Annotated in this window: 26 protein-coding genes; 9 read left to right on the top strand and 17 right to left on the bottom strand. The window is 40.3% G+C overall.

Going from position 1 to position 25,373, the window contains the following annotated elements:
* Positions 1-8: 8 nt before the first annotated feature.
* The 9 genes from BLV99_RS11975 to ubiG all read right to left on the bottom strand — a co-directional run bounded on the left by BLV99_RS11975 (position 9) and on the right by ubiG (position 7,978).
* The gene (locus tag BLV99_RS11975) at positions 9-1,004 is read right to left on the bottom strand and encodes an aliphatic sulfonate ABC transporter substrate-binding protein (RefSeq protein WP_092690928.1); all 996 of its coding nucleotides are present in this window, start codon (positions 1,002-1,004) and stop codon (positions 9-11) included.
* A 17-nt stretch (positions 1,005-1,021) separates the two neighbouring features.
* A complete protein-coding gene (locus tag BLV99_RS11970) occupies positions 1,022-1,993 on the bottom strand; it encodes a sulfonate ABC transporter substrate-binding protein (protein WP_092690978.1) in 972 nt (323 codons plus the stop codon).
* Positions 1,994-2,641: 648 nt separating this feature from the next.
* Complete coding sequence (gene argA, locus BLV99_RS11965; RefSeq protein WP_092690926.1) at positions 2,642-3,994, bottom strand: amino-acid N-acetyltransferase; 1,353 nt, start codon at positions 3,992-3,994, stop codon at positions 2,642-2,644.
* Between the two features lie 150 nt (positions 3,995-4,144).
* Positions 4,145-4,507, bottom strand: a complete 363-nt coding sequence (locus BLV99_RS11960; RefSeq protein ID WP_092690923.1) for an RcnB family protein — start codon at positions 4,505-4,507, stop codon at positions 4,145-4,147.
* A gap of 233 nt (positions 4,508-4,740) precedes the next feature.
* Positions 4,741-5,136: an RcnB family protein gene (locus BLV99_RS11955; protein ID WP_092690920.1), complete on the bottom strand. Its 396-nt coding sequence runs from the start codon at positions 5,134-5,136 to the stop codon at positions 4,741-4,743.
* A gap of 298 nt (positions 5,137-5,434) precedes the next feature.
* Complete coding sequence (locus BLV99_RS18240; RefSeq protein ID WP_167356328.1) at positions 5,435-5,590, bottom strand: hypothetical protein; 156 nt, start codon at positions 5,588-5,590, stop codon at positions 5,435-5,437.
* 195 nt (positions 5,591-5,785) lie between these two features.
* Positions 5,786-6,532: a YciK family oxidoreductase gene (locus tag BLV99_RS11950; protein WP_086184108.1), complete on the bottom strand. Its 747-nt coding sequence runs from the start codon at positions 6,530-6,532 to the stop codon at positions 5,786-5,788.
* Positions 6,533-6,566: 34 nt separating this feature from the next.
* Positions 6,567-7,265: an HAD family hydrolase gene (locus tag BLV99_RS11945; protein WP_092690918.1), complete on the bottom strand. Its 699-nt coding sequence runs from the start codon at positions 7,263-7,265 to the stop codon at positions 6,567-6,569.
* Positions 7,262-7,978, bottom strand: a complete 717-nt coding sequence (gene ubiG, locus BLV99_RS11940) for a bifunctional 2-polyprenyl-6-hydroxyphenol methylase/3-demethylubiquinol 3-O-methyltransferase UbiG (RefSeq protein WP_092690915.1) — start codon at positions 7,976-7,978, stop codon at positions 7,262-7,264. The genes BLV99_RS11945 and ubiG overlap by 4 nt, the downstream gene beginning before the upstream one ends.
* Positions 7,979-8,158: 180 nt before the next feature.
* On the opposite strand from ubiG, the gene BLV99_RS11935 reads away from it, so the two are divergent.
* Positions 8,159-8,776 carry a thiol:disulfide interchange protein DsbA/DsbL gene (locus BLV99_RS11935; RefSeq protein ID WP_074946839.1) on the top strand — a complete coding sequence of 206 codons (618 nt, stop codon included), beginning with the start codon at positions 8,159-8,161 and terminating at the stop codon, positions 8,774-8,776.
* A gap of 53 nt (positions 8,777-8,829) precedes the next feature.
* Here BLV99_RS11935 and BLV99_RS11930 read toward each other — a convergent pair whose 3' ends face one another.
* Complete coding sequence (locus tag BLV99_RS11930; protein WP_086184106.1) at positions 8,830-9,501, bottom strand: TetR family transcriptional regulator; 672 nt, start codon at positions 9,499-9,501, stop codon at positions 8,830-8,832.
* A gap of 173 nt (positions 9,502-9,674) precedes the next feature.
* Here BLV99_RS11930 and BLV99_RS11925 point away from each other — a divergent pair, with 173 nt between their 5' ends.
* From BLV99_RS11925 to BLV99_RS11905, 4 genes are all read left to right on the top strand, one after another.
* Positions 9,675-10,697 carry a flavin reductase family protein gene (locus BLV99_RS11925; protein ID WP_092690912.1) on the top strand — a complete coding sequence of 341 codons (1,023 nt, stop codon included), beginning with the start codon at positions 9,675-9,677 and terminating at the stop codon, positions 10,695-10,697.
* 43 nt (positions 10,698-10,740) lie between these two features.
* A complete protein-coding gene (locus BLV99_RS11920; protein ID WP_171259182.1) occupies positions 10,741-11,877 on the top strand; it encodes a fatty acid desaturase family protein in 1,137 nt (378 codons plus the stop codon).
* A 633-nt stretch (positions 11,878-12,510) separates the two neighbouring features.
* Positions 12,511-13,227, top strand: a complete 717-nt coding sequence (gene rph, locus BLV99_RS11910) for a ribonuclease PH (RefSeq protein ID WP_086184103.1) — start codon at positions 12,511-12,513, stop codon at positions 13,225-13,227.
* A 228-nt stretch (positions 13,228-13,455) separates the two neighbouring features.
* The gene (locus BLV99_RS11905; RefSeq protein ID WP_086184102.1) at positions 13,456-13,638 is read left to right on the top strand and encodes an ABZJ_00068 family colistin stress protein; all 183 of its coding nucleotides are present in this window, start codon (positions 13,456-13,458) and stop codon (positions 13,636-13,638) included.
* Here the strand turns inward: BLV99_RS11905 and nadC are convergent.
* Positions 13,635-14,480: a carboxylating nicotinate-nucleotide diphosphorylase gene (gene nadC / locus BLV99_RS11900; protein ID WP_092690906.1), complete on the bottom strand. Its 846-nt coding sequence runs from the start codon at positions 14,478-14,480 to the stop codon at positions 13,635-13,637. The genes BLV99_RS11905 and nadC overlap by 4 nt on opposite strands.
* 174 nt (positions 14,481-14,654) lie before the next feature.
* Here nadC and ampD point away from each other — a divergent pair, with 174 nt between their 5' ends.
* Together ampD and murJ are read left to right on the top strand one after the other, a co-directional pair.
* Positions 14,655-15,230, top strand: coding sequence for a 1,6-anhydro-N-acetylmuramyl-L-alanine amidase AmpD (gene ampD, locus BLV99_RS11895; RefSeq protein ID WP_092690904.1), 576 nt, complete (start codon positions 14,655-14,657; stop codon positions 15,228-15,230).
* A gap of 73 nt (positions 15,231-15,303) precedes the next feature.
* Complete coding sequence (gene murJ, locus BLV99_RS11890) at positions 15,304-16,854, top strand: murein biosynthesis integral membrane protein MurJ (protein WP_171259181.1); 1,551 nt, start codon at positions 15,304-15,306, stop codon at positions 16,852-16,854.
* Positions 16,855-17,055: 201 nt separating this feature from the next.
* Here murJ and BLV99_RS11885 read toward each other — a convergent pair whose 3' ends face one another.
* Positions 17,056-17,214: a DUF1328 domain-containing protein gene (locus BLV99_RS11885; protein WP_004650841.1), complete on the bottom strand. Its 159-nt coding sequence runs from the start codon at positions 17,212-17,214 to the stop codon at positions 17,056-17,058.
* 192 nt (positions 17,215-17,406) lie between these two features.
* Here BLV99_RS11885 and BLV99_RS11880 point away from each other — a divergent pair, with 192 nt between their 5' ends.
* Positions 17,407-17,859, top strand: coding sequence for a YcgN family cysteine cluster protein (locus BLV99_RS11880; RefSeq protein ID WP_086184098.1), 453 nt, complete (start codon positions 17,407-17,409; stop codon positions 17,857-17,859).
* Here the strand turns inward: BLV99_RS11880 and BLV99_RS11875 are convergent.
* Both BLV99_RS11875 and BLV99_RS11870 read right to left on the bottom strand, forming a co-directional pair.
* The gene (locus tag BLV99_RS11875; RefSeq protein WP_086184097.1) at positions 17,856-18,323 is read right to left on the bottom strand and encodes a 2-thiouracil desulfurase family protein; all 468 of its coding nucleotides are present in this window, start codon (positions 18,321-18,323) and stop codon (positions 17,856-17,858) included. The two genes, BLV99_RS11880 and BLV99_RS11875, sit on opposite strands and share 4 nt — an antisense overlap.
* A 112-nt stretch (positions 18,324-18,435) precedes the next feature.
* Positions 18,436-20,592 carry a bifunctional diguanylate cyclase/phosphodiesterase gene (locus BLV99_RS11870; RefSeq protein WP_244516308.1) on the bottom strand — a complete coding sequence of 719 codons (2,157 nt, stop codon included), beginning with the start codon at positions 20,590-20,592 and terminating at the stop codon, positions 18,436-18,438.
* Positions 20,593-20,868: 276 nt separating this feature from the next.
* Here BLV99_RS11870 and BLV99_RS11865 point away from each other — a divergent pair, with 276 nt between their 5' ends.
* Positions 20,869-22,143, top strand: a complete 1,275-nt coding sequence (locus tag BLV99_RS11865; protein ID WP_086184095.1) for a replication-associated recombination protein A — start codon at positions 20,869-20,871, stop codon at positions 22,141-22,143.
* Positions 22,144-22,403: 260 nt separating this feature from the next.
* Here BLV99_RS11865 and purC read toward each other — a convergent pair whose 3' ends face one another.
* Genes purC through dapA form a run of 3 tightly spaced genes read right to left on the bottom strand, consistent with a single transcriptional unit; the run spans position 22,404 to position 24,678 of the window.
* Complete coding sequence (gene purC / locus BLV99_RS11860; protein WP_074946872.1) at positions 22,404-23,123, bottom strand: phosphoribosylaminoimidazolesuccinocarboxamide synthase; 720 nt, start codon at positions 23,121-23,123, stop codon at positions 22,404-22,406.
* Positions 23,124-23,159: 36 nt separating this feature from the next.
* The gene (locus BLV99_RS11855) at positions 23,160-23,765 is read right to left on the bottom strand and encodes a lipoprotein-34 precursor (NlpB) (RefSeq protein ID WP_092690897.1); all 606 of its coding nucleotides are present in this window, start codon (positions 23,763-23,765) and stop codon (positions 23,160-23,162) included.
* A 13-nt stretch (positions 23,766-23,778) separates the two neighbouring features.
* Positions 23,779-24,678, bottom strand: coding sequence for a 4-hydroxy-tetrahydrodipicolinate synthase (dapA, locus tag BLV99_RS11850; protein ID WP_092690894.1), 900 nt, complete (start codon positions 24,676-24,678; stop codon positions 23,779-23,781).
* Positions 24,679-25,373 lie beyond the last annotated feature (695 nt).

Genomic DNA, 25,373 nt, shown 5'->3' with positions numbered 1-25,373 from the left:
TGAATAAATTACTGTTTGCTCGGAAGTGTCCAGACCGCGTCTTGAACGTTAATTTTTTGTGGAATCAGTTGAACCTGCTGAAATAAATCAGCGATATTTTGCTGTGTCTGGATCACTTCAGGCGTTAAGGTCTGAATTGGTGATGGTTTTAAACGTCGATCAAAAACACGCTGTGCAATGGTTTTATTTAGACCCGTACTTTGTGCATAAATATCTAAAGCCACTGTTTGATTTTTTAAAATCCATTGGTCTGCGCTATTCAATCCGCCAATAAACTGCGCTACAGCCTGTGGGTGTTCAGTAATGAACTTGGGATTGGCAATATAAAATGAATAGGTTTTTGGAAAATCTGCCGCACTGCTGAGTACTTTCGCTTTACTGTCTAGCTCCGCCGCACTTAAGTAGGGATCCCAAATAGACCATGCATCAATAGATTGCTTGTCAAATGCAGCGCGCGCATCCGCTGGGGGCAACCAGATGGGTTGAATATCTGTCCAGCTTAAACCCGCTTTTTGTAAGATCTTTGCCAGTAGCTCATGGGCACTCGAACCTTTTTGTACCGCAATGCGTTTACCTTTTAAATCGGCAATGCTTTTAATGCTGCTACCTGCTGGAATAAGTAAGGCTTGAGAGTGTTCAGGCACCACTTCATAACCGATGTAACGTAAATCTTTATTGGCTGCTTGAGCAAAGATAGGGGGAGTATTACCGACATAGCCAAAATCGACTGCATTCACGGCCAATGCTTCAAGCATTTGTGGGCCAGCAGGGAACTCGCGCCATTCAATTTTGGCTTGAGGAAATTGCTGTTCAAATAAGGCTTGCTGACGCGCAACCAATAAATTTAAGGATGATTTTTGGTAGCCAATAGACAATGTTTTGACTGGAGTACCTGCACTGGTTGCAGATGTGTTGGCTTGTTTTTGTTCAGGTTTTTGGCATGCAGTCAGCCCAAGACTGAGTGCAGTCACAGCAATTAGGCTAAAAGATTGAAGTACACCCATGATGCTAATCCTATTATTTATTTGCTGGCCTGATTTAAAATGGCAGCTTGAATATTGATTTTATTGGGGATGAGTTTTTGTTGATAAAATGCATCAGCGACATATTGCTGTTCTTGAGTCACTTCCGCAGAAATGGGTTGCACACCGAAACCCATGCGTGAAATAGAGGTTTTCAGGATGTCGAAAGATAACCCGGTAGGTTTTTCTAATAGTTTTGCCGCTTCATCTTGGTGCTGTGAAACCCATTGGGTGGTGGTGTTAAGTTCATTCACTAGCGTTTTTAAAATTTCTGGGTTTTGCTCAGCAAATTTACGCTCGGCTAAATAGAATTGGTGGTTGCTAACGAGGTTCTGACCGGTGGCCAGAATACGCGCACCAATTTGATGTTCGGCTGCTGCAAAGAAGGGATCCCAAATGACCCATGCATCGACAGCGCCACGTTCAAAGGCAGCACGTGCATCAGAGGGGGGCAGATAAACCACTTGAATGTCTTGCAGCGTCAGTTTATTGGCTTCTAGTAGTTTTAATAATAAATAATGTACGTTTGAGCCTTTATTCAGCACAACCCGTTTACCTTTTAAGTCTTGAATGCTTTTGATCGGTGACTCTTTTTGTACAATCAGTGCTTCTGCCAAAGGTGCAGCGGGTTGGTTGGCAATATAAACCAAGTTTGAATTTGCCGCCTGAGCGAAAATAGGGGGTGCTTCACCAGCTTCACCAAAGACAACACTGCCCACATTTAAGCCTTCAAGTAATTGTGGGCCAGCAGGGAATTCAACCCACTTTACGGTCACGCCTTGTTCTTTTAACGCACTTTCTAAAGAGCCTTGTGCCTTAATAATCGGCAATAAACCATATTTTTGAAAACCAATATTTAAGGTCACCGTTTCAGCTGGTTTTTTGCCACAACCAGACAGCATCATTGCACCGGCAATTACTGAAGAAAGAACCAGAAATTTCGCTAAAAAAGGTGCTTGAATGGTGCTCATGAACGTGTGCTCCGCAACAGGAAGTGTTGAATATTGCACACAGGCTAAAGTCTTTTCTTTTTCGAAAAAAATAAAAAAATAGGGATTAATCATGAATAAAAAAGATAAATAAAAAACAGCAAAGCTTTGCTCAAAAAACGATTTGTATGGTCAGTAAAATATGTAAATTTATTTTATAAGTTATTAATTTTTATTGCATTTTATTCTAAGTGTGACATGGCTATAAGTTTATGAAAAAAGTGTATAAGTTAAATGCACCAGATTCAGCCAAATGCGAGATAAAGTTATCAAAAATAAAGATATAGCAAAAAGAAAAAAGCCACCTTAAAGTTAATCAGCTAATGGGTTTTACAGTTTACTCCTTAGCTTTTTAGTTATTCACAACGGAGTCTTATCGTTTTAAATCAAATTTTTGCAGCTCATTTGTTCTTTTGTTTTGCCAAAAGAACCAAAAGCATTTGTCATCCGCAAAACTCGTCAAATACCTTTTATTGATCAATTAATCGCAGAAACCTTAATTTTTCAATCTTGCGGTGTATACACCTCATGCCTCGAACAGTTGCGGATGACGTTTCCGCGTATCGAATAACGTCATGAATTTAAAAAATAAAATTAAAAATTAATTTCTTAACTGACTGGCATTACACCTTAAAGTGACTTTTTGAAGACCAATGAATTACGTTGATAGTTATATAGGGCCTGACGTGTATTCGGCAGATCATCGACACTGGCAGGTTCAAAGCCATGTTCCACAAACCAATGTGCGGTACGTGTGGTCAATACAAACAGTTGCTGAATGCCTAAGCCTTTTGCCTTGTCTTCCAAATAGTGCAGAATTTGGCTGCCCCGATTGGATTTTCGATAACTTGGATCGACCGCGACACAGGCAATTTCCGCCGACTGAATTTCATTGGCAGCCGTGGGAATGGGGTAAAGCGCTGCACAGGCTAAAATCATGCCATCCCGTTCAATCACTGCAAATTGCTCAATTTCACTTTCGAGTCGTTCACGTGAGCGATAAACCAAAATTCCTTCAGCTTCGAGTGGACGAAGTAAATTCATCAAGCCGCCAACATCTTGAATATTGGCGGTGCGAACTTCTTCATAATGTGCATCGGTCATCATGGTGCCTGAACCATCGCGGGTGAAAAGTTCTTCCAGTAATGCACCATCGTAAGTATAGGAAATCAGATGAACGCGATTGACCCCTTGAAGGGAGGCATTTTTTGCCCCACGCAGTTGTAAAGCAATATCGGGGTTTGAGTCTTGATATTGTAAAATATGCTGATCGAGCTGATGGGGTGGAATTTCTCGTTGTAATTGCCCCAATTCATTGACTAAACCTTGTTGTTTACCCAAGAAAATCAGTTTATCTGCTTTCAGTAATATTGCGGTATTGGTTGCCACTTCTTCTGCGACCAAGTTAAACACTTCACCCGTATTGGAATAACCGGTTGGGCCGAGCAAGACAATATTATGATTTTTAAGATGGCGTTGAATGGCGTGAGTATCTACAGTGCGCAGTTCACCGGTCAGTTGAAAGTCAATGCCATCACGAATGCCATAGGGTTTTGCGGTGACAAAATTGCCTGAGATCACATCAATACGTGCGCCGTACATGGGTGAATTGGCCAGTCCCATAGAAAGTAAGGCTTCAATTTGCAAGCGAATAGAACCGACTGCGTTCATGACACAACTTAAAGATTCGCGGGTGGTAATGCGGCGGTGCTTATGAAATGGCGTTTCAATACCACTGGCTTTTAAATTTTGATTGATTTGCGAACGTGCGCCATGAACTAAAATCAGGCGAATGCCTAAAGAATGTAACAGGGCAATGTCATGAATAATATGTTGGAAATTTTCATGTTGTACTGCTTCACCATCAAACATAATGACAAAAGTTTTATTCCGATGGGCATTGATATAAGGCGCAGAATGTCGAAACCAATGCACATATTGCAAAGTTGTGCTTTGTGATGTTTCAGAGGAATTCGCGTGCATACCTATCTCAAATGAAGAATAAAATTCTATAGATGATTCTAATCAAAAAAAAGCCGAGCGGAACAATAAAATAAAAAAAACACCTTAACGATGGTTAAAGTGTTTTTAAGAGCTGGCAGATTTAACGAACACGTACGGAAAATAAATGCCTTAGTTTTGAATGCGGAGAATACGATTGTTACGTTCATTCACTAAAACATAATCACTATTTATTTTATACCATTGTTGATAACGACCTGTTTTAGCTAAGCGGCGTGCTTCACGGTCACTGACTTGAAAACGTGAACTGCTGTATTGACGTGGTAGGGTTTGACCGACACGCCAGTCACGGCTTGGGTTAACACGCTTATTGTCATAACGATTGTGGTCATAACGGTTGTTATTGTCCCAACGACTGTCTTGCGTATGGTTATAGCGTTGTTGATCGTCATAACGATGATCCGATGCTGCCATTGCAGATGTTGCCATCAATGCAGATAAAGACAGCGCAATTGTAGTGATCATTTTTTTCATTTCTTTCACCTTATTTCAAATAGAATGCTTATTTCGATGAGTTAAAAATAACGAAAAAGTCGAGATAAAAGATGAGAGCTGTATAGTTGAATTGTGAAATTCGTGGAGAAAAAAAGAAGATGGCAAAACGCTGAAAAAGCCACAGAGCAAGACTAAGCGCTAAAATAAACAAGACGGGAGACATAAAAAAAGCCCAAACTTGCGTTTGAGCTGAGTGTGTTTAGAAGAGGGGACTAGAACCCTTGAATCCGCAGAATATTATTACTGTCGGTATCGACTAAAATATAATCATTATTAATTTTGTACCATTGTTGATTACGTGATGGTTTGGGCAAGTCATGCTCTTTATAATCGACTTTATAACCATTACCACGATAATGCTGTGGCATCACATAACCCGTTTGCCATTTATGCTGCTGTAGCCGTTTTACGCCACGTTCTTCGCGAACCCGACGTTTATCTTGCATGCGCTCATCGTCATCATTGTCACGAAAGTCGCGCCCTTTATTCTCAGATTGATGACGTGGTTGATCCCAATTGCGGTCGTTATCGTGAGGTGCAGCAGTGGTTACACTGTTTGCCATCAATGCACTGAAAGAAATTGCCAAAATTGTCAAAATCTTTTTCATGTTGAACCCCCATAAAAAAAGTATTAATTTCACTAACACTAATGTACGAAATAATTGCAGAGAAACTGTGAAGATCAATCACTCATTTATTAAAAAATGCAGAGACAATCAGGATATTCTGCATCTATAGCGCATGATTGAAAAATTTGAAGACATTTTTATAGTTTGGATTAAAGACCATAAAAACAGCATTTTGATTAAAAAATTGTATCCAATTTTGGACATTCATTTTATGGTTTTCAACGGCTGCTGTCAAAATGCTATAACAATGTATTACAACAGTTTAGTCCAGCATATTTTAGTTCCATTGTTCGGCTAAGTCTTGTAAGGAGCGGATGGCTTCAGCAATGCTTTCTGCTTGCTTGGCATCATTGAGACCAATAATTAAGGCTGTTGAAAGTTGTAAATTTTCAATCGAGCGAATGGTGTCCATTTTACGTTTTGGGTCAGCCATTTTAGATTCCTCAAATGTGGTGTTTTGCCATGAGGATCAGCATAGCTGGATCGAATTGATTTTAAAAACCGTATATTTTTATAAAATTTATTTGAAAATACGATTAAAAGTCATGTTTATGCAATATACGGTGAAATACTTTAAAAAATAGCCATAAAAAAGGAAACATTTTCTGCTTCCTTTTTAGTTTAAAGCTTAGTCCTGTGCATCAATACTTTCACCATTCATCGCTAAGCTGTCTTCACCCATTAAATATAGGTAAGCCGGCATAATCATTTCAGGTGTGGCTAAGGTTTTAGGGTCTTCATCTGGATAGGCTTTAGCACGCATAGCTGTACGGGTCGCCCCGGGATTAATACAGTTGAAACGTACATTGGGATAGACATTTTCTTTGGCAAAGATCTGGTTGACGGCTTCAATGGCAATTTTGGATACCGAGTATGCCCCCCAACGCTCACGTGCTTCACGCCCCACACCTGAACTGGCAAATACCACCGAGGCATGATCTGATTTGTTGAGTAGCGGCAACAGTTCTTGGGTCAAAATAAAAGGTGCACGTAGATTCACTGCCATCACATCATCCCAAACATCAATCGGGTAATGAGCGAGTTCTGTGCGTTCGCCCAGAATACCAGCATTATGCAAAATGCCGTCGAGGCGACCAAATTGTTTTTCTAAAGTATCGACCAGTAATTCATAATCTCGAGGAGAGGCGCTGGAGAGTTGCAACGGTAGAATAGCCGGTTGTGGTGCACCTAAACTTTCAATTTCATCATAAATGACTTCAAGTTTATTTAAGGCACGTCCATGCAGTACCACTGTTGCACCATGTAGTGCATAGCTCAGTGCTGCTGCACGACCAATACCATCGCCCGCACCTGTGATCAGGATAATGCGATCTTTTAACAGATCGGGGCGAGGTTGATATTCTGAATATTTCATTGCAGACCTCCTCGTTTATTGTATTTTTATGTGTTTATGAAATCAGAGAATGATGTTGTTGTTTAGGCATAAGCAGTTGCTGAATCACCTGCTGCAATTCAGCAACAGTATTTACTATACAATCCGCTTGCCATGCTGTTAAGTCATCTTTGTGCTGCAATGGTAAATAACCATAGGCCGCTAAGATGGTGTACATCTGGGCATGACGACCGGCATCGATATCACGTGGATGGTCACCGACATAAATACAATCTTCTGGCTGAATCTGAATGTGTTTCGCTGCCAAATACATCGGTTCAGGATCGGGTTTGGTCTTGCTGACATCTTCTGGACAGACCAAAACAGCACAGCGATCGGCCAAATTCAGCGCTTTAAGTAAGGCTTCGCTTAACCAACGTGGCTTATTGGTAACAATGCCCCACGGAATATCTTGGCTTTCTAATGCTTCTAGCAGTGGATACATGCCTTCAAACAAGTCAGTCTCTACTGCAATATCATTGCCATAGATATCTAAAAAACGTTGTCGATGAGCGAGAAAAACTGGATCTTCAACATCCAATTCTGGATAAACCAATTTCACCATAGCACGTGCGCCTTCCGACACTTGGGTGCGAATTAGATCGGCAGCCACCACTTCACATTGTTTATCGCGGCACATATCTTGAATAATGCGAATAAAGTCAGCAGCAGTGTCAATGAGTGTGCCATCTAGGTCAAACAGAACCGCTTTCATTCGGCACCTGCTTTGACGGTATAGACCATGTAGTTCACGTCAACATTTGGTGCCAACCAATAACGCTTCGTGAGCGGATTAAAATGTAATCCTGTCATGTCTTTGAGGATTAAACCCGTACTACGAATATCATGTGCCAGTTCAGACGGTTTAATAAATTTATGATAATCGTGGGTGCCTTTTGCCAGCATGCGTAACACATATTCTGCGCCAATAATGGCGAATAAATATGATTTTGGATTACGGTTAATGGTCGAAAAGAACACATGACCACCCGGTTTGACCAGTGTTTGGCAGGCTTGAATAATCGATGCCGGATCGGGTACATGCTCCAGCATTTCCATACACGTCACTACGTCATATTGTCCCGCTTGTTCTTGGGCTAATTCTTCTACTGGAACTTGACGGTATTCAATATTGCTCACACCTTCTTGTTCGGCATGAATACGTGCGACATTTAACGGGGCTACACCCATGTCGATACCCAAAACCTGAGCGCCACGACGTGCCATACTTTCAGATAAAATACCGCCACCACAGCCGACATCAAGTACTTTTTTGCCTGCAATGCCACCTGAATGTTCATCAATCCAATTTAAGCGTAAAGGGTTAATTTGATGCAGTGGACGGAACTCAGAATGCTGATCCCACCATATGGCTGCGAATGCTTCAAATTTGGCAATTTCTTGTGGATCAACATTCAATTGCGACATCGGTGTCACCTCAATCAAGTCATTATAATTTAAAAAATCTCATCTGCATTAGTGTAGCGTTAATTCTAAAAAAAGCGATAAAAGCTGTAAAAAAGTTCACAGAATGAAAACGAATTCGGGATAATTGATTTATAGTGATCGTATAAACTCATCATAATGATTTAGAGGACAATAAGGTCAATGAAACAATTCCTTTTCAGTAGTGTTGCTACTGCTATTTTTGCCTTTTCAGGCACGGCAATGGCTGCCAATTTTGTTGCAGGTAAAGATTACACCGTTGTTGCCAACCCTGGTACAGTTCAAGTTCCAGGGAAAATTGAAGTCCGTGAATTCTTTTGGTATGGCTGCCCACACTGCTTTAAATTAGAACCACATATGCAGACTTGGCTCAGAAATATTCCGAAAGATGTCAATTTTATCCGTACACCGGCTTCAATGAACCCATTGTGGGAGCAAGGCGCGCGTGGTTATTATGTTTCAGAAGCTTTAGGCATTCGTAAAAAAACCCATCTTCCTCTGTTCCATGCAATTCATGAGGGTGGTCAACAAATTTTCGATCAAAAATCACAAGCCAAATTTTTTGTGAAATATGGTGTACCTGAAGCCAAATTTAACAGCATGTTTAATTCATTTGCGATTACCTCAAAAGTGGCTCAGGCAAATAAATTGGCACAGCAATACCAATTGACAGGCGTACCTGCAATTGTGGTGAATGGTAAATATGTGGTGCAAGGTGAAGACGGTAAAGTAACGCAAGTGGTGAGCTACTTGGTGGAAAAAGAACGTAAAGCAAAATAATGTTTACGGTTTAAAAAACCCGCAATCATTGCGGGTTTTTTATGTCTGAGGGTTTAGGGGCGGGATGACTCCGCTGCTGTCGTTGGCACCATATCCCAATTCGAAATACCCCGAAAAATTAAGTGAACTTGGGTAATGGTCTGTAGCTTGAATTGTTTTTGTTGTTCTAGGCGTGCTTGGTCTTGAAATTGACGACTCATGTTCATCCACGTCATGGCCCAAGTAAAGGATAAATTGATTAAAATATTGGCAAGGACTTGTAAGTCTTGTGCATTACGAATGTGTTTGACCGTTTCCATTTGCGCTAAATCATTGGCCAAATCTTCAATTAAAAAATTAATTTCACGTGCAATGGCATGTCGAATCACTTCCGAGCCTCCCCAACGCTCTGCGATCAAAAATACCCAAGGTTCAGGATTATGTTCAACGGCTTGGAAAAATAGATCTAAGCTAATTTTTGTTTTGGTATTGGGTTGATAAATATAGGCCTGCCCCAGTTGATGCAAAATGCCTTTTAAATGCAGTGCAACTTGATCCACCAACTCTAGCCCAAGCTCATTCATGTCTTGAAAATGACGATAAAAAGCCGTCGGTACTAAACCGACATGGCGTGCGATTTCACGCAAACTAATGCTACTAAAAGAACGTCCAGACGTGCTTAAAGCAAGTGCAGCATCCAAAAGTGCTTGGCGGCTTTGTTGTTTGCGCTCATCCCGTATCGACATTCGACTACCCTAAAAAGATCCTGAGCGAAGTCTATCAAAAAAATACAGATTAAACGACGAATGTCAGTGAACAGGTGTTGACTGAATGAAAAAATAATTATAGTGTACAAGTGTTCACTATAAGAACACCTGTTCACTCAAATAAATAACCAGCAATAAAAGAGGAACGTCATATGAGTCATGTGATGCAGTATCAGCCGCAATGGATTCGAGAAGATTTCGTCGATTTTATTGCTGAAAAAATAAATCCACTGTGGGCGTGGAAAAAAGTGAAAGCCACGATTGTCGATATTCAAGCCATTGCGCCTGATTTTTATCAAATTCAGCTGCAACCGAATCATAACTTCCAAGCCGAGGCTTTTTCTGCTGGGCAAAGTATTTTAGTGACTGTGCTGATCGCGGGTGTGCGTCAGCAACGACATTATTCGATTGTGAAAATCACCAACACTGGCAACATCATCATTGCAGTGAAACGTCAGGGCAAAGTATCGAATGCTTTAAGCCATTTGAGCAGCGGCAGTGTGGTGGAAATTTCACAGGCTCAAGGTGATTTTAGTTTGAATTCATCTTCAGATTCTATTTTATTGCTGGCTTCAGGCAGTGGCATCACTGCAATTTATGCGCTGCTACAACAGGCACTCACGCAAAAGATTAGCCAGATTGACCTGATTTATTTTAGCCGTGATGAGGCTTTTCATGCCGAACTGTTGCAACTGGCAGAGCAATATCCACAGTTGCACTATCATTATTTTAATACCGTGGCACAGCAGCAACATTTAACTTTACCACTGCTGGAAACTACGGTGGCAGATTTCGGGCAACGCCTAAGTTATGCCTGTGGTGCTGCGGGCATGATGCAAAGCCTGAATCAAATTTATCAACAGTTGGGTATTGCTCAGCAGTTGAAACAAGAATATTTCCAAGTCTTAGTTGATGAAACAGCTTCTGTACAACCAGTGGTGTTTTTACGTGCGCAACAACAGTTTGAGGCCAAGAGTAATTTACTGGACAGTGCTGAACAGGCGGGTTTAAGACCCGCACATGGGTGTCGTATGGGCATTTGTAATACCTGTACCTGTACCAAAGTCAGTGGTTCAACCAAAAACATATTGACCGGTGAAATTGACCACGATAGCAATACCCAAATTAAATTGTGTATTAGCCAAGCGGTGAGTCCTGTGGTGATTAATCTTTAACAATATATTGTGCTTATTTTGGCTGAGGAGAAAAACAATGAATATGTCAGTTAAATTTACAGAAACGAGTAAATCGAAACATCTAAATGCGGAACAAATGGCAGCATTTGGTCAACAAGTCGATGCCATCCGCCGTGAAATTATGGACAGTATTGGCGAGCAAGATGCCCAATACATTTATAAAATTCGTAATTTTGTTCGCTATAGTGAAATCGCATCACGCGGTATGTTGATGTTCGGTGGCTGGATTCCACCTATTTGGTTGTTGGGTACAGGTTTATTGGGTATTTCTAAAATTGTAGAGAATATGGAGTTAGGGCATAACGTGATGCATGGTCAATTCGACTGGCTCAATGACCCAAGTTTAAATGGTGCCAATTATGATTGGGATACCATGGCCACAGGCGATGATTGGAAATACACGCATAATTATATTCATCATACCTATACCAATATTGTCGGCAAAGACCATGATGTTGGCTATGGCTTGTTGCGTGTCAGCGAGTCGCAAAAATGGGAACCGCGCTTTTTATTCAATATTCCTTTAGCCATTCAATTGATGGTGTTTTTTGAATGGTATGTTGGCTTGCAAAATTTGCATATCGAAGATGTTGTGGCTTATAAAACCAAAACATGGAAAGAAGTCTGGAAAGATTCAGCGAAATTCCGTAAGAAAGCAGTACGTCAGGTCACCAAAGATTATGTATTTTTCCCGTTGATTGCAGGACCCAATGCCATTCCTGTGTTTGCGGGTAATGCTGTCGCCAATGTCATTCGTAGCTTATGGTCATCAGCGGTGATTTTTAATGGTCATTTCACTGAAGATGCAGAAACCTTTGAAGCAGACAATACTGAAAATGAGACCCGTGCGGAGTGGTATTTACGCCAAATTCGTGGCTCAAGTAATTTTACCGGAACCGAATGGTTACATATTTTAAGTGGCAATTTAAGTCATCAAATTGAACATCATTTATTTCCAGACATGCCCGCCAATCGTTATGCAGAAGCAGCACCTAAAATTCGTGCCTTATGTGCAGAATATGGCATTCATTATAACGAAGCCAGTTTTATAAAACAGTTTGGCAGTGTATGGGTACGTTTAGCCAAAGCTTCATTGCCAAATCACTGGTCGTCTAGCATTACCCAGTCTATGCAAAAGGTGAAAGGACTGTTTGCCTGATTGAATGGAGCAAATGCTGAGTCACTATCTAAAATGTGGTCTAGCATTCAAAGTTTTGGTACAGGCATGATAGATAACTTGCATAAATCAAAAAATGTTCAATATTTGATTCTTTAAAATTAGCACTGCCTCATTTTGAGTACTTCAATTTTTATGCCTTTGCGTAGGCATTATCTCTACTTTTGAAAGGTCAAAATGAGGATCTCAAAATATATTTTTAGTCCGCAAGAAAAACCTTTTGTTTCCCATACACGACATCCTGAGCCAGTTCTAAAGCACAGCTTTAAAATGCAGCGCAAGGATGGGAAACGTGTGGCATCCATGCCACACTCATGAATCCAATATTTTCTAAAGTTTATTTTTAATTCTGGCTTTATGAATCACTTATATTGATAAAAAATGACTGATGAAAAAGTCTGATATTGATCAGGCATCGTAACCAAATCCCTTAGTTGTGCTGAAGGAGCCTCTTTGTTCCTCAGCACAACGTCTGCTTCTTCCTTTTTGTGAATTGAATCTTTATGGTGTTGCTTAGAGCACGATATGCAAAAACCATCAAGTTGTAGCAAAATCATCTGATCTGCTTCTGTTATACTAAGCCGCAATGAATTTTAGCCCCAATAAGGACCCATTATGCGTATCGACCAACGTACATTAGATCAATTACGTGACGTAAAAATTACCCGTAACTATACGCGTTATGCGGAAGGTTCAGTATTGATTGAATTTGGTCATACTAAAGTTCTTTGTACGGCCAGTATTGATAATTCAGTGCCACGTTTCCTTAAAGGTAAGGGACAGGGTTGGGTTACAGCAGAATACGGTATGTTGCCACGTTCGACCCATACTCGTAGCGACCGTGAAGCGGCACGTGGTAAACAAAGTGGTCGTACGCAAGAGATCCAGCGTTTAATTGGTCGTAGCTTACGTGCTATGGTCGATTTGAAAAAACTGGGTGAAAATACCATTACCATCGACTGTGATGTGATTCAAGCCGATGGCGGTACACGTACCGCTGCAATTACTGGTGCAGCAGTGGCTTTAATTGATGCTATGAATGTTCTACTTGAAAAGAAAAAAATTAAACAAGATCCTTTAAAAGGCTTGGTTGCTGCCATTTCTGTGGGCATGTACAAAGACCAAGCATTATTGGATCTTTGCTATGAAGAAGACTCAAGTTGTCAAACCGACTTAAACGTGGTGATGACCCAAGCGGGTGAGTTTATTGAATTTCAAGGCACTGCCGAAGAAAAGCCGTTTACTCGTGCGCAGTGCAATGAAATGCTTGAGTTGGCTGAAAAAGGCATTCAAGAATTAATTAAAAAACAACAAGAAGCTTTAGGCTGGTAAGTTGTTAATTTCAAAAATGCACGTTTAGCTGTGTTTTAGATAAAGAACAAAACCCCATCACAGAATTCTGGATGGGGTTTTGTTTGCTCTGTGCTTTCTTTAAAAAATTGAAAATAAAAACAGTCAGATACAAAAAGGGTGCAATCGCTGCACCCTTTTAAACATTTGCTTAATATGACGTTCATATTTGCTGTTTAGACTCAGCTTTTCGCTTTAAGGAGTCTTAAGATGTTGAATATCTTGATCATCGTTATTTCTATGGTAACGCTGGCATTGATGACCAGTGATCCAAGAGCATCCGCACAAAAGACCGAGCAATCCGCTTGGCAGCAAGCATCGACTGACATTCAAGATTTAGCCGCTAAAGCAGAATTAGCCTCTAAAGCAAAAAATAAGACCGAGCAAACTTAAGCATTAAAACGCATGGATAAATCGATCGCTTTCACATCTTTGGTTAAAACACCCATCGAAATATAATCCACGCCAGTGGTTGCCACTTCACGTAAATTTTCAATGGTAATGTTGCCTGACGCTTCCAATTTACAACGACCAGCCACATGTTGAACCGCATCAATCATTTGTTGTTGGCTAAAATTATCCAGCATCACAATATCGGCATGCGCTTCTAAAGCTTGATTCAGTTCATCCCACGTTTCCACTTCCACTTCAACGGGTTTACCTGGGGCAATTTGACGCGCTTTGGCAATCGCTTGAGCAATGCCACCTGCCGCCATAATATGGTTTTCTTTAATTAAAAATGCATCAAATAAACCTAAACGATGGTTTTGTCCACCGCCCATTGCCACAGCATATTTCTGTGCAATACGTAAGCCTGGCAGGGTTTTACGGGTATCTAATAATTTAGTGTTTAAACCATCGAGGTGTTTGACATATTCAGCGGTTTTCGTCGCAACCGCGGATAGGGTTTGCACAAAGTTTAGTGCAGGACGCTCAACCGTGAGTAAGCTACGTGCTGAACCAGCCAATTTTAAAAAAGCTTCATTGGCTTGAACATGGTCGCCATCATTTTTCAGCCATGTTACTTGTACATTGGCATCGTAGGCTTGAATTAACGCATTGACCCAAGGTTGCCCTGCAAGAACCATCTCTTCACGGCTAATAATGGTCGCTGTGGCTTGCTCATCTTCAGGAGTTAATAAAGCGGTGAGATCACCTTCGCCAATATCTTCTTGTAATGCCTGTTGAATATTGATTTGAATCGATTGTTCAAGCAACGATTGAGAGATGCTCATAAGTATTTCCGTATCTTTTTTAACCCATGAAAATTGCGCGTTATATTAGCATTGTTCATTTAAAAGAAATGTTTTTTCAATGGATTTTATCTTTGTAATTTTAGATTTTAAGCTTAAAGTTTAAGGATTGCGCTAAAATCAGCGACTTAAACCCACACGACTCAGGATAGGAATATGCAACAGGTGCCGTCTTTTCAGGTCATCGATGGTCAGTTGATCGGTGCAAGGCAAATCGCATCCCCGAATTATAATCAACGTCCTGAACAGACCGAAATTCAATTGCTTGTGGTGCATAATATTAGTTTGCCACCCTCGCAGTTTGGTGGGGGCTATATTGAACAATTTTTTCAAAATCAGCTCGATTGGTCTGTGCATCCTTATTTTCAAACCATTGAAGGAATGCAGGTTTCCACTCACCTGTTAATTTTGCGAACGGGTGAGGTTCTACAATTCGTCAATTTTAATGACCGTGCTTGGCATGCGGGGCGTTCCACCTATTTAGCGAAAAAAGAATGTAATGATTATTCGATAGGCATTGAACTCGAAGGCAGTGATGACAGGCCTTTTGAAGATATTCAGTACACGATTTTAGCGGAAGTGATTCGCGTATTGCAGGCAGCATACCCTAAGATATTACAGCATTTGGCAGGGCATTCAGACATTGCACCGGGACGTAAAACTGATCCAGGGCCATTTTTTGATTGGGCAAAAACCAGAGCGTTAATACAACAAGCGAAAGCAGATCAATAACAACTCGAGTTTATGATTTAACAACGAAATTCCTCTGGAGTTTCTTTACAATAGCGACTTATTTTAGTACTAGGTGGAAACGATGGCGCTTTGGCGATCGACCTTTATTGTTAGTGCAATGACGATGTTGTCTCGGGTCTTGGGTTTAGTCCGAGATATCGTTTTGCTAAATGTATTTGGTGCAGGTAAAGATTTCGATACCTTTGTGGTGGCCTTTCGTATTCCGAATTTCTTTCGGCGGCTCTTTGCCGAAGGGGCATTTTCACAAGCTTTTATTCCGATTTTAACCGAATATAAAAGTACGAAAACCCATGCCGAAGTGCAAATTTTGATTAGTCGAGTGTTTGGTTGCTTAGCAACCTTCATGACGGCTTTGACGTTTATTGCGATGATTGCTGCACCTGCAATCTTGTATATCTATGCACCGGGTTTCCATGATGACCCTGAAAAATTTGCTTTAGCCACGGACATGTTCCGCCTGACTATTCCCTATTTACTGTTTATGTCATTGACTGCTTTTGCCAGTAGTATTCTCAATAGTTACGGTTCATTTTCGACCCCTGCATTTGCACCCGTTTTATTAAATATCACCATGATTGCAGCTGCATGGTGGTTAACGCCATATATGGCTGAACCAATTATGGCCTTGGGGTGGGCGGTCGTGGTTGCAGGTGTGCTGCAACTGGCGATTCAAATCCCTGAGTTATGGCATAAAAAGCTGCTGATCCCACCTAAAGTTGATTTTAAACACGAAGGTGTCGACCGCATCATGAAACTGATGCTTCCTGCATTATTTGGTGTGTCGGTGACGCAAATTAATTTGCTGTTGAACACCATCTGGGCATCATTTATGCAAGATGGTTCAGTCTCATGGTTATACAGTGCGGAACGTATGACTGAACTGCCTTTAGGCTTAATTGGCGTTGCCATTGGTACGGTGATTTTACCGTCTCTGTCGGCACGTCATGCCGAGCAAGATCAGGTCAAGTTCCGCGGCATGATTGATTGGGCTGCAAAAGTCGTGATGTTGGTGGGTATTCCAGCCAGTATTGCTTTATTTATGCTGTCGACCCCGATTATTCAAGCGCTGTTTCAACGTGGTCAGTTCACCCTAGAAGATACGCAAATGACCGCACTGGCATTGCAATGTATGAGTGCTGGGGTCATTTCCTTTATGTTGATTAAAGTCTTTGCACCTGGTTTTTATGCACAACAAGACACCAAAACCCCTGTCCGTGTGGGCTTAATGGCTGTGGCAGCGAATGCGATTTTAAACGTCATTTTTATTGGTTTCTTTAAGTTAATTGATTGGCAAGCAGAGCACATGGCATTGGCATTGGCATCTTCAGGCTCTGCCTTGGTCAATGCAGGGATGTTGTATTTCTATTTGCATAAACGGGATATCTTCCGTTTCGGTGCACACTGGAAAAAACTGTTTCTTCAGTTTGCTATTGCCAATATCAGCATGATTGCGGTGCTTTGGTATGCCCTGACTTGGTATAATGGCGAGCTATCACAATGGATTCGTATCATTGAAGTGATCGGGCTGTGTGTGGTGGGTGTATTGGCTTATAGTATTGGTTTAATTGCGACAGGTTTTAGACCACGTCATTTAAAACACTAAGTACTGGTTAAAAATATAGCCTTTAGCTTAGAAAAATGAATCTTGATTTGAAGTTAATGGACAGAAAACGGATGTTTCATCAATTAACTTCAAATTTTTTATAAAATGGTATTAATGAAATTTACAGATGAAAAAAGAGCCTCGAATAGACTCTTTTAACGATGTTTACGTCCTCAGTTTCTATTTACATGTAGGGGATCGTTATACTTTGCCTCGAGATAGGAAACCGATAATCGCTAAAATCACCGCGATCACCAGTAAAATAATCGCAAAGTCCTTTGATAAGCCTGCGACACCACCGAAGCCGAGTAAACTGGCGATCAGCGCAATCACTGCAAAAATAATTGCCCAACGAAACATAAGCTTTCTCCATGCGTTGTTATTTTCAAAGTAGATTCAGTATAGGGCTTAGAAATTTCGAAGATTGTTATGCTTCTGTTTGTAAAGTGTTCAATTGAGTGGTAAGTATATGATTAAAAGTAAAAATAACATTCCATACATCATGAACTTGAACACGCTATAATAAGCAATATTCTTTATTTTTTCACTTTTATGATCGAGCAATTACGTCCGCAATTCTGGAAAAAATATCCTTTAGCTGAACTGAATCATGCTGAATGGGAGGCATTATGTGATGGCTGTGGTTTATGTTGTTTAATCAAATTGGAAGATGAAGAACTTCAAGAAGTGGCCTATACCAAAGTGTCCTGTAAACTTTTAGATTGCAAAACGGCACAGTGTAGTAATTATGCGCAGCGCCTTGATTTTGTCCCTGATTGTATTCAATTAACCCCAGAGAAATTAGCGACCATTCATTGGCTGCCAGCAAGTTGTGCTTATCGTCGTTTAAAAGAACAGAAAAAATTACCTTCTTGGCATTATTTAAATACCGGTACACGCAGCAGTGTGATCCAAGCCAGAAAATCGGCAGCAGGTCGTTGTATTTCTGAAGTTGAAGTCAATGAAGATGAGATTGAAGATTATATCGTGCGTTGGGTACGTTAAGTGGATGGATGGAATAATTCAAAAAAAGCCGTTTCTGAGATCACGTTAAAACCATGTTGTCTCAATAGTGCAGTTGTTACGCCCATCGCACTGACTTTTTGATTGGAAAAAGTACCATCATAAATAAAGTTACTTCCACAGGAAGGGCTATTTTCTTTTAGCACCACAGTGGATACATGATGCTGCTGAGCCAAAGCTAAGGTTTGATACGCCCCTTCAATAAAAGCGTGCGTGACATCAACACCATCTAGATCGATGACTTGCGCACGACCTGTTAACACATCTTCTCCAGTACCCCCAAAAATTTCTGCGGGTTTACGTGGAATGGAGAGTCCTGCTAAAACTTCAGGACAAGCCGTGATGACTTGTTTTAGTTCAATGAGGTGTTGAATTTGATCATGCAAATATGATTTTCCATCATAACGTACCGCTTCACCTGCAAGACAAGCACTGATTAAATACATGGTAGCCCCCAAGTTTATTGGTCATATGATCTGAATCGAATAAAGTTTTGCAATAAAACAATGTGCTCAGACATTTACTGTGTCATAGATTGGCGCAGCAGTGAGTAGCGATTTAAGATTCAGAATCAGGTGCATCCACAGGCTGTAATAATGCTGTGATATGATCAAATGCCATCGGACGATGAAAATAAAAGCCTTGTCCAATATGACAGTCACATGCTTTAAGTGCATCTAATTGTTCTAGATGTTCAATGCCTTCAACCAATATATTTAACGAAATGCTGGCGCCTATTTGGCTAATGGCTTTGACAATTGCCATTGCGGAAGGATCATCATGCATATTTTCGATAAAGTTACGATCGATTTTAAGACAATCTACAGGATAATTTCTTAAGCGGGTTAAGGATGAATGTCCTGTACCAAAATCATCTAATGAAATGTGAATTCCCGCTTTTTTTAATAATTTAAGGGCACGAATGACATAGTCTGAGCCGCGTTCTGAAAGACTTTGCTCAGTAATTTCGATTTCCACCATTTCATATGGAATATTAAACTGCGCCAGTCGATTTAATAACGTTTCTGCATAATTATCTCTTAAGAATTCAACCGGTGCAGCATTAATTGAAATGGGTAAAAGCTGCATGCCTGAGTCTAGCCACTGCGTCATATCTTGAAAGACTTTTAATTGCATAATTTCGCTGATGCGCGTCGCCAGTTCATAATCTTGAAAAGATGAAAAAATATGCGAGGGCAGTTGTATGCAACCTTCTTTATCGTACCATCGCAGTAAAGCCTCAAAGCCAATCACTTTCGCATCAGCCAGACGTACTTTAGGCTGATAGAACGGAACAATTTTATCATTTTGAATGATTGCTCGAGCAAGGGCCAATTGTTTTGTGGCGACCTCGATGGCTTTAAACATGGTACTTTTAAACATACGAATGCCACCACGGCCACTGATTTTAAGATCATTCAAGGCGACATCTGCGCATTGCAGTAACGTTGAGCTATTTTGCGCATCGCGAGGATAAATGGCACAGCCAGTACTCATGCCACCATTGATATATTGGCCTGCATAACAAATCGGGATATCCAGCTGTAAACGAGCTGTTTTTGCAATCTGTAATAATTCTGATTCATCAGTCAGATTGGGGACAATAATCGCAAATTCATCACCACCTAATCGTGCAACCACGACCCCACTTTTAAAACAACCACTTAAACGTTGACCTAAAATTTGAAGTAAATAATCTCCAGCAATATGACCGAGAGTGTCATTGATATGTTTGAAATAATCTAAATCAATCAGTAAAAAGCCGACCGATTGTTGCTGCTGACGTGCATTTTGAATGGTTTTTTTAAAGATTTTATTAAATGCCCGACGATTATATAAACCTGTTAATTCATCTAATTCAATGACTTGTTTTAGTTTTTTTTCAGCCATTTTTTGTGGGCTGATATCACGAGAAACACAGAGGATGCTCTGGATTAGACCCGCATCATCCAGTACAGGACTTAAAGTATGCTCCCAATACTGCGCTGGTTGACCTGCAATGACCATCATGCCATCAAAATGTGAATTTTCTCCTTTTATGGCATGATTGAACGCATTTTGGCCTGAATTTCGCATGGATTCAGGTAATAAGTTTAACCAAGACATGCCGAATTTTTTTGCATTTATGGATACGCCAAGCGCAAGACAAGCTGAGCGATTCATATCGCTGACCCGACCATCCGCTGTTAACATTGTAATGCCATCTAGACTTGCATCTAACATTTGGCTTTTTACGGTGACTTGGTGAGCTAATTCAAGTTGTTTTAAATAATGCTCATGGATATCGTTCACGGTGACCATCCAAGCAAAATTATTTAAATTTTTAGGGTGGTGCTGTACGGAAATCAAACAAAATCGATATCCTTTTTGCACATGCTTAATGCGACATTCTTTTGCAAAATCGTGTTGTGTGAGTAATGCTTGTTGCCATAAAACAATGAAGTGTTCAAAATCTTCAGGATGAATAAAGTTTTGCCAAAAAATTATCTCATGTTGATTGAGATTTTTACCAAGATATTGGCATATTGCTTGATTATAATAATACTGATTTTGTTTGCTTTTCACCCAAATAGGTTGGGGTAATTCATCTAATAAGGCTTGGGACGTTAAAGTTTCTGTAGGTAATTGAACATTACTTACTTCATTGATATGGTCAAGCTGAATATTAAACTCCTGTCTAAGAGGTACTAGCTTGCTTTTGAAAGTATATTTCATACAGCCTACCCATTTAAAAACGACCATAATAATGAGAGAAATGTGATGCTATTCACATAATAATTATACACTTTTTTGATAAAAAGGAGAATTATTAATCTATAATCACAGTAAATATAGTTTATTTTAGTTCAATCTGGATTCAGATAATCAACAGTAATATGGCATAAACTTAAAAAAAAGCGATATGATTTTTTTGTAAAAGCCTTAAATTGAAATACGCGAGCTTAAAATTACATAGTAGACTTGTTTTAAGCACAGTAAAGAAATAACAAGATGTCAGACAGTAACATTCCTCTTCCTGAACGGCTCCGCCCACGCGATTTATCCGAGATTATGGGTCAAGACCATTTGTTAGGTGCTCAAGCACCGTTACGCCAAATGATTGATCAGGGGCATTTACCCTCCATTATTTTTTGGGGCCCGCCTGGTGTTGGAAAAACCACCATTGCTTTGCTGTTGGCACAAGCGGTAGATCGACCTTTCGTCAGTCTATCGGCACTCAATACTGGGGTGAAAGAGCTTCGTGAAGTGATTGCCGAAGGTGGGGATTTACTAACGCCTGTGGTCTTTATTGATGAAATTCATCGCTTTAATAAGTCACAACAAGATGCATTACTGAATGCTGTGGAAAAAGGCAAAATTACTTTAATTGGCGCGACCACTGAAAACCCTTCTTTTGAAGTCAATAATGCTTTGCTATCACGTTGTCAGGTTTATAGCTTAAATGCATTAACAGACGATGCTATTCAGACCTTGTTGAATCAAGCGTTGCAAAATGATGATTTTTTAAAACAGCGCTATATTCAAATTGAAGAATATGAGGCATTGATCCAATTTGCGGCTGGAGATGCACGTAAGGCATTAAACCTTTTGGATCTGATCGCCAGTACTTTTGAAGCTGAATTGGAAAATAGCATTACCAATGCTGTGGTGGTAAAAGTTGCACAGCAAAGTATTGCCCGTTATGACAAATCGGGTGAGCAGCATTACGATTTGGTTTCTGCCTTTATTAAGTCCATTCGCGGTAGTGATCCAGATGCGACCTTATACTGGATGGCACGTATGCTTAAAGGTGGTGAAGATCCAGTTTTTATTGCCCGTCGTATGTTAATTGCAGCCTCGGAAGATATAGGTAATTCCAACCCAAATGCCTTGTTGCTGGCTGGTGAATGCTTTCGTTCGGTTCAAGCGGTCGGCATGCCAGAATGCCGAATTATTTTGGGACAATGTGCTGTGTATTTGGCCACCAGTGCCAAGAGTAACAGCACCTATTTAGCCATAAATAAGGCGTTGGATTTAGCTGAAAAAACTGCTCATTTATCCGTGCCATTGCATTTAAGAAATGCGCCGACCAAGTTAATGAAAGAGCAGGGTTATGGCGTGGATTATCTCTATCCACATAACTATCCTGAGCATTTTATTCTGCAAGAATATTTGCCGCCTGAATTAAAAGGCACCAAGTTATATGAGTCAGCTCGAAATAAACGTGAAGTGGAAGGTGAAAAACTTCAACAACGTCGTTGGCAGCAGGAACAGCAGCAGCAATAAAAAAAAGCCCAACTCGGGAATGAGTTGGGCTAAAAAGGATGTCTGAGATTGGGAGAGGACATCCTTTAGGAATAATGGTTGAGCGCATTAAATTTGACTTCAAGACCTTAAAGTTGATCTTGTCTTCGATATGATTATTTTAGCGCGATAACTGAATTTTGTAAAAACGATCATTTTTATTAGTAACATTTGTTTTTTCGATTTATGGGCGCATAAAAAAACCGAGCCATCAGGCTCGGTTTTTTGAATCAGTATGCGGATTAGATATCAGAAAGGTCGATACCTAAACGTGTAGCCACTTCTTCATAGGCTTCAACAACACCGCCTAAACCTTGACGGAAACGGTCTTTGTCGAGTTTTTTCTTGGTGTCTTTGTCCCATAGACGGCAACCGTCTGGAGAGAACTCATCACCAAGAACGATACGGTCGTGGAACACACCAAATTCAAGTTTGAAGTCAACCAGAAGCATATTGCCTTTGTCGAACAAATCTTTTAGGACTTCGTTTACTTTGTAAGTCAGTACTTGCATTTGTGCAAGTTGTTCGGCAGTCGCCCAACCTAAAGCAATGGCTTGAGATTCATTGACCATTGGATCGCCAAGCGCGTCGTCTTTGAAGAATAATTCAAATGTAGAAGGGGTTAATTCTTTACCTTCTTCAACACCTAAACGACGGCACAAGCTACCCGCTGCGTAGTTACGAATTACACATTCAACCGGAACCATTTGCAATTTTTTCACTAAAACTTCAGTTGGAGAAAGAAGTTTCTCAAAGTGAGTTTCAATACCAGCAGCAGCCAATTTTTCCATGATAAAGGCGTTGAAACGGTTATTAACCTTGCCTTTGCGATCTAGTTGTTCGATTTTTTCGCCATTAAACGCAGAGGCATCATCACGAAAGACTAAAATCAGGTGATCTTCACTGTCTGTTTCATAAACAGATTTCGCTTTACCAGTATAGAGCAAGGTTTGTTTCAACATGGGGGAACCTTTTTCAAAAAAAAATACCTAGTACGACTAGGCTGGCCAATTTTGGTAAATCTGGGTTAATAGTTCAGCAGCGATTTCTTGGTCTGCAAAGCTATTATCGGCATTGAACACGGCTAGGTTATTACTTGCACCGACAGAGGTCAGTCTTAATACATACACTTTTTGATCGACCTTAATGGTTACTTCGTAACGATTTTTGCTCTGACCAACAATGCTATGGTTAAGGCTGCTGAGGGTAGCAAGTGTGTACTGCCAAATTGTAGCAGAATTTCCATCAATTTTGAGTAACGGATTTTGATTTCCATCACGAACAAGTTGTGGACGATTGACATTGGTATTGTCATCTTGACTATTGATTAAGCTGTTTTCTTGCACTTGATTTGGACGGGGAATCGCAAAACGGTTGCCCTTTTTATTTTCCAGTTTAGGTGCGTGTTCAAGGGCAAGAGGGTCAACCTTTGGAGCTGGGTACAATGGCGTTGCAGGTCGAACCATTGAACCTTCAGGATATTTCAGGGGTTCAAGGGATGCAGTATTTTTATAATCCAGAGAACCATTGTTGATTCCCATAGAACTACAACCCATTAAACCAAATGCTGAAAGTGCAAGGGTTAAACCAAAACGTAATTGCATAGTGTTGTGCTCTTTATTGAATGACACCCGAAGCGTTGAGTGCTTCACGCAACGGTGTGCGATATTGTTCTGCAAGAGGAGTTAATGGTAAACGAATACCCGTACCAATTAAGCCCATTTCATGAAGTGCCCATTTCACAGGAATTGGGTTGGATTCACAAAATAGAATATTGTGTAAATTTGCAATTTCGTTGTTCAAAGTTTCAGCACGTTCTGCATCACCTGAAATAGCAGCAGCACAAATTTGGCTCATTTCTTTCGGTGCGATATTTGCAGTCACAGAAATGTTGCCTAGTGCGCCTAGTGCGATCAGTTGATAAGCCGTTGCATCATCACCAGAGTAAACGGTCATTTCTTTACCGCGTAATCCTTCAATCAGCGCTTGACCACGTGGTACATCACCTGTGGCATCTTTAATCCCAACAATTTGCGGGATGTCAGCAAGGCGAATCACGGTTTCATTGAGCATGTCTACACCAGTACGGCCAGGGACATTATAAAGAATTTGAGGTAAATCAACTGCTTCAGCAATCGCTTTGTAATGCTGATATAAACCTTCTTGTGTGGGTTTATTATAATAAGGGGTCACTAACAGTGCGGCATCTGCACCCAACGCTTTTGCTTCTTTGGTGAGTTCGATTGCTTCATGGGTCGAGTTGGCACCCGTACCTGCAATGATTGGAATACGTTTGTTGGCTACACGAACGATTTCTTTAATGACTTGTTTATGTTCAGCCAGACTTAAAGTCGATGCTTCGCCTGTCGTACCAACCGCAACAATACTGTTCGTGCCTTGTGCAATATGCCACTCAACGAGCTTTTCTAGACCCTTCCAATCTACGCTGCCATCTTCAAACATCGGAGTGACGATTGCGACAATTGAACCTTGGATGATCTGTGCTTGCTGAGTCATTTTAAAAAAATATCCTATTTGTCCATCCGGCAGAGGTAGAAAAACATAAATTTGGATGGGTGCGTATTTTGATTTATAGCAATTTCAATACGATTAAAGCGAATTGAATAATGCTTATGCAAATTATGAACGAACAAACGATGAAGAACAATATGCTTTAGTCAAAGCATATAAAAACTTTATGCAAAGTCGTTAAAATAAATATAGCAAAGTTATGTTCAGAAAACCTTTAGCCCTAAAATTTTAATGAATATCATGACCAGTGTCAGGCTATTTTTGTATAAAAAATACGAGTAAAAATGTCCTATTTGCACTTTAAAGCCAACAGCAGCAGCAATTCCGTGTAAAAACATCAGGATTTAAGATTTAATAGAGATTAGCATAGACTTTTAAGCTATATAAAACAAGAATTTAATCTATGTAAAACCGTATTAAAAAGTTGCAGAATAATCAGTTAAAACGATGACTGCCATTTTTTTATTTCATTATAAACAGGCGTATAAAGTTGTAATTATAGAGAAAGACTTCAGTTTTTTACGCTGTGGATAATCCGATTAAGTGTTTTTGCGACTATTTGTTCTGCCCACGAAAAACGTTAAATATCTATTATTTTTGTTCATAAACTGTAAATCCTTCCACTTATTGGTAGTTATTTGAATTTCCTGAGTCATGGATGATGGCGTTCTATTTTGGAC

Origin of the sequence: Acinetobacter kyonggiensis (assembly GCF_900107285.1) — a bacterium.
In the GTDB taxonomy this organism is placed as follows: Bacteria; Pseudomonadota; Gammaproteobacteria; order Pseudomonadales; family Moraxellaceae; genus Acinetobacter; species Acinetobacter kyonggiensis.
The sequence above is the reverse complement of the archived record's forward strand: the minus strand, read 5'-3'. Positions and strand labels throughout refer to the sequence as shown.

Coding starts and splice junctions, on each gene's coding strand:
- BLV99_RS11975 (WP_092690928.1), bottom strand. CDS start 1,004: ATGGGTGTACTTCAATCTTTTAGCCTAATTGCTGTGACTGCACTCAGT.
- BLV99_RS11970 (WP_092690978.1), bottom strand. CDS start 1,993: ATGAGCACCATTCAAGCACCTTTTTTAGCGAAATTTCTGGTTCTTTCT.
- argA (WP_092690926.1), bottom strand. CDS start 3,994: ATGCACGCGAATTCCTCTGAAACATCACAAAGCACAACTTTGCAATAT.
- BLV99_RS11960 (WP_092690923.1), bottom strand. CDS start 4,507: ATGAAAAAAATGATCACTACAATTGCGCTGTCTTTATCTGCATTGATG.
- BLV99_RS11955 (WP_092690920.1), bottom strand. CDS start 5,136: ATGAAAAAGATTTTGACAATTTTGGCAATTTCTTTCAGTGCATTGATG.
- BLV99_RS18240 (WP_167356328.1), bottom strand. CDS start 5,590: ATGGCTGACCCAAAACGTAAAATGGACACCATTCGCTCGATTGAAAAT.
- BLV99_RS11950 (WP_086184108.1), bottom strand. CDS start 6,532: ATGAAATATTCAGAATATCAACCTCGCCCCGATCTGTTAAAAGATCGC.
- BLV99_RS11945 (WP_092690918.1), bottom strand. CDS start 7,265: ATGAAAGCGGTTCTGTTTGACCTAGATGGCACACTCATTGACACTGCT.
- ubiG (WP_092690915.1), bottom strand. CDS start 7,978: ATGTCGCAATTGAATGTTGATCCACAAGAAATTGCCAAATTTGAAGCA.
- BLV99_RS11935 (WP_074946839.1), top strand. CDS start 8,159: ATGAAACAATTCCTTTTCAGTAGTGTTGCTACTGCTATTTTTGCCTTT.
- BLV99_RS11930 (WP_086184106.1), bottom strand. CDS start 9,501: ATGTCGATACGGGATGAGCGCAAACAACAAAGCCGCCAAGCACTTTTG.
- BLV99_RS11925 (WP_092690912.1), top strand. CDS start 9,675: ATGAGTCATGTGATGCAGTATCAGCCGCAATGGATTCGAGAAGATTTC.
- BLV99_RS11920 (WP_171259182.1), top strand. CDS start 10,741: ATGTCAGTTAAATTTACAGAAACGAGTAAATCGAAACATCTAAATGCG.
- rph (WP_086184103.1), top strand. CDS start 12,511: ATGCGTATCGACCAACGTACATTAGATCAATTACGTGACGTAAAAATT.
- BLV99_RS11905 (WP_086184102.1), top strand. CDS start 13,456: ATGTTGAATATCTTGATCATCGTTATTTCTATGGTAACGCTGGCATTG.
- nadC (WP_092690906.1), bottom strand. CDS start 14,480: ATGAGCATCTCTCAATCGTTGCTTGAACAATCGATTCAAATCAATATT.
- ampD (WP_092690904.1), top strand. CDS start 14,655: ATGCAACAGGTGCCGTCTTTTCAGGTCATCGATGGTCAGTTGATCGGT.
- BLV99_RS11885 (WP_004650841.1), bottom strand. CDS start 17,214: ATGTTTCGTTGGGCAATTATTTTTGCAGTGATTGCGCTGATCGCCAGT.
- BLV99_RS11880 (WP_086184098.1), top strand. CDS start 17,407: ATGATCGAGCAATTACGTCCGCAATTCTGGAAAAAATATCCTTTAGCT.
- BLV99_RS11875 (WP_086184097.1), bottom strand. CDS start 18,323: ATGTATTTAATCAGTGCTTGTCTTGCAGGTGAAGCGGTACGTTATGAT.
- BLV99_RS11870 (WP_244516308.1), bottom strand. CDS start 20,592: ATGAAATATACTTTCAAAAGCAAGCTAGTACCTCTTAGACAGGAGTTT.
- BLV99_RS11865 (WP_086184095.1), top strand. CDS start 20,869: ATGTCAGACAGTAACATTCCTCTTCCTGAACGGCTCCGCCCACGCGAT.
- purC (WP_074946872.1), bottom strand. CDS start 23,123: ATGTTGAAACAAACCTTGCTCTATACTGGTAAAGCGAAATCTGTTTAT.
- BLV99_RS11855 (WP_092690897.1), bottom strand. CDS start 23,765: ATGCAATTACGTTTTGGTTTAACCCTTGCACTTTCAGCATTTGGTTTA.
- dapA (WP_092690894.1), bottom strand. CDS start 24,678: ATGACTCAGCAAGCACAGATCATCCAAGGTTCAATTGTCGCAATCGTC.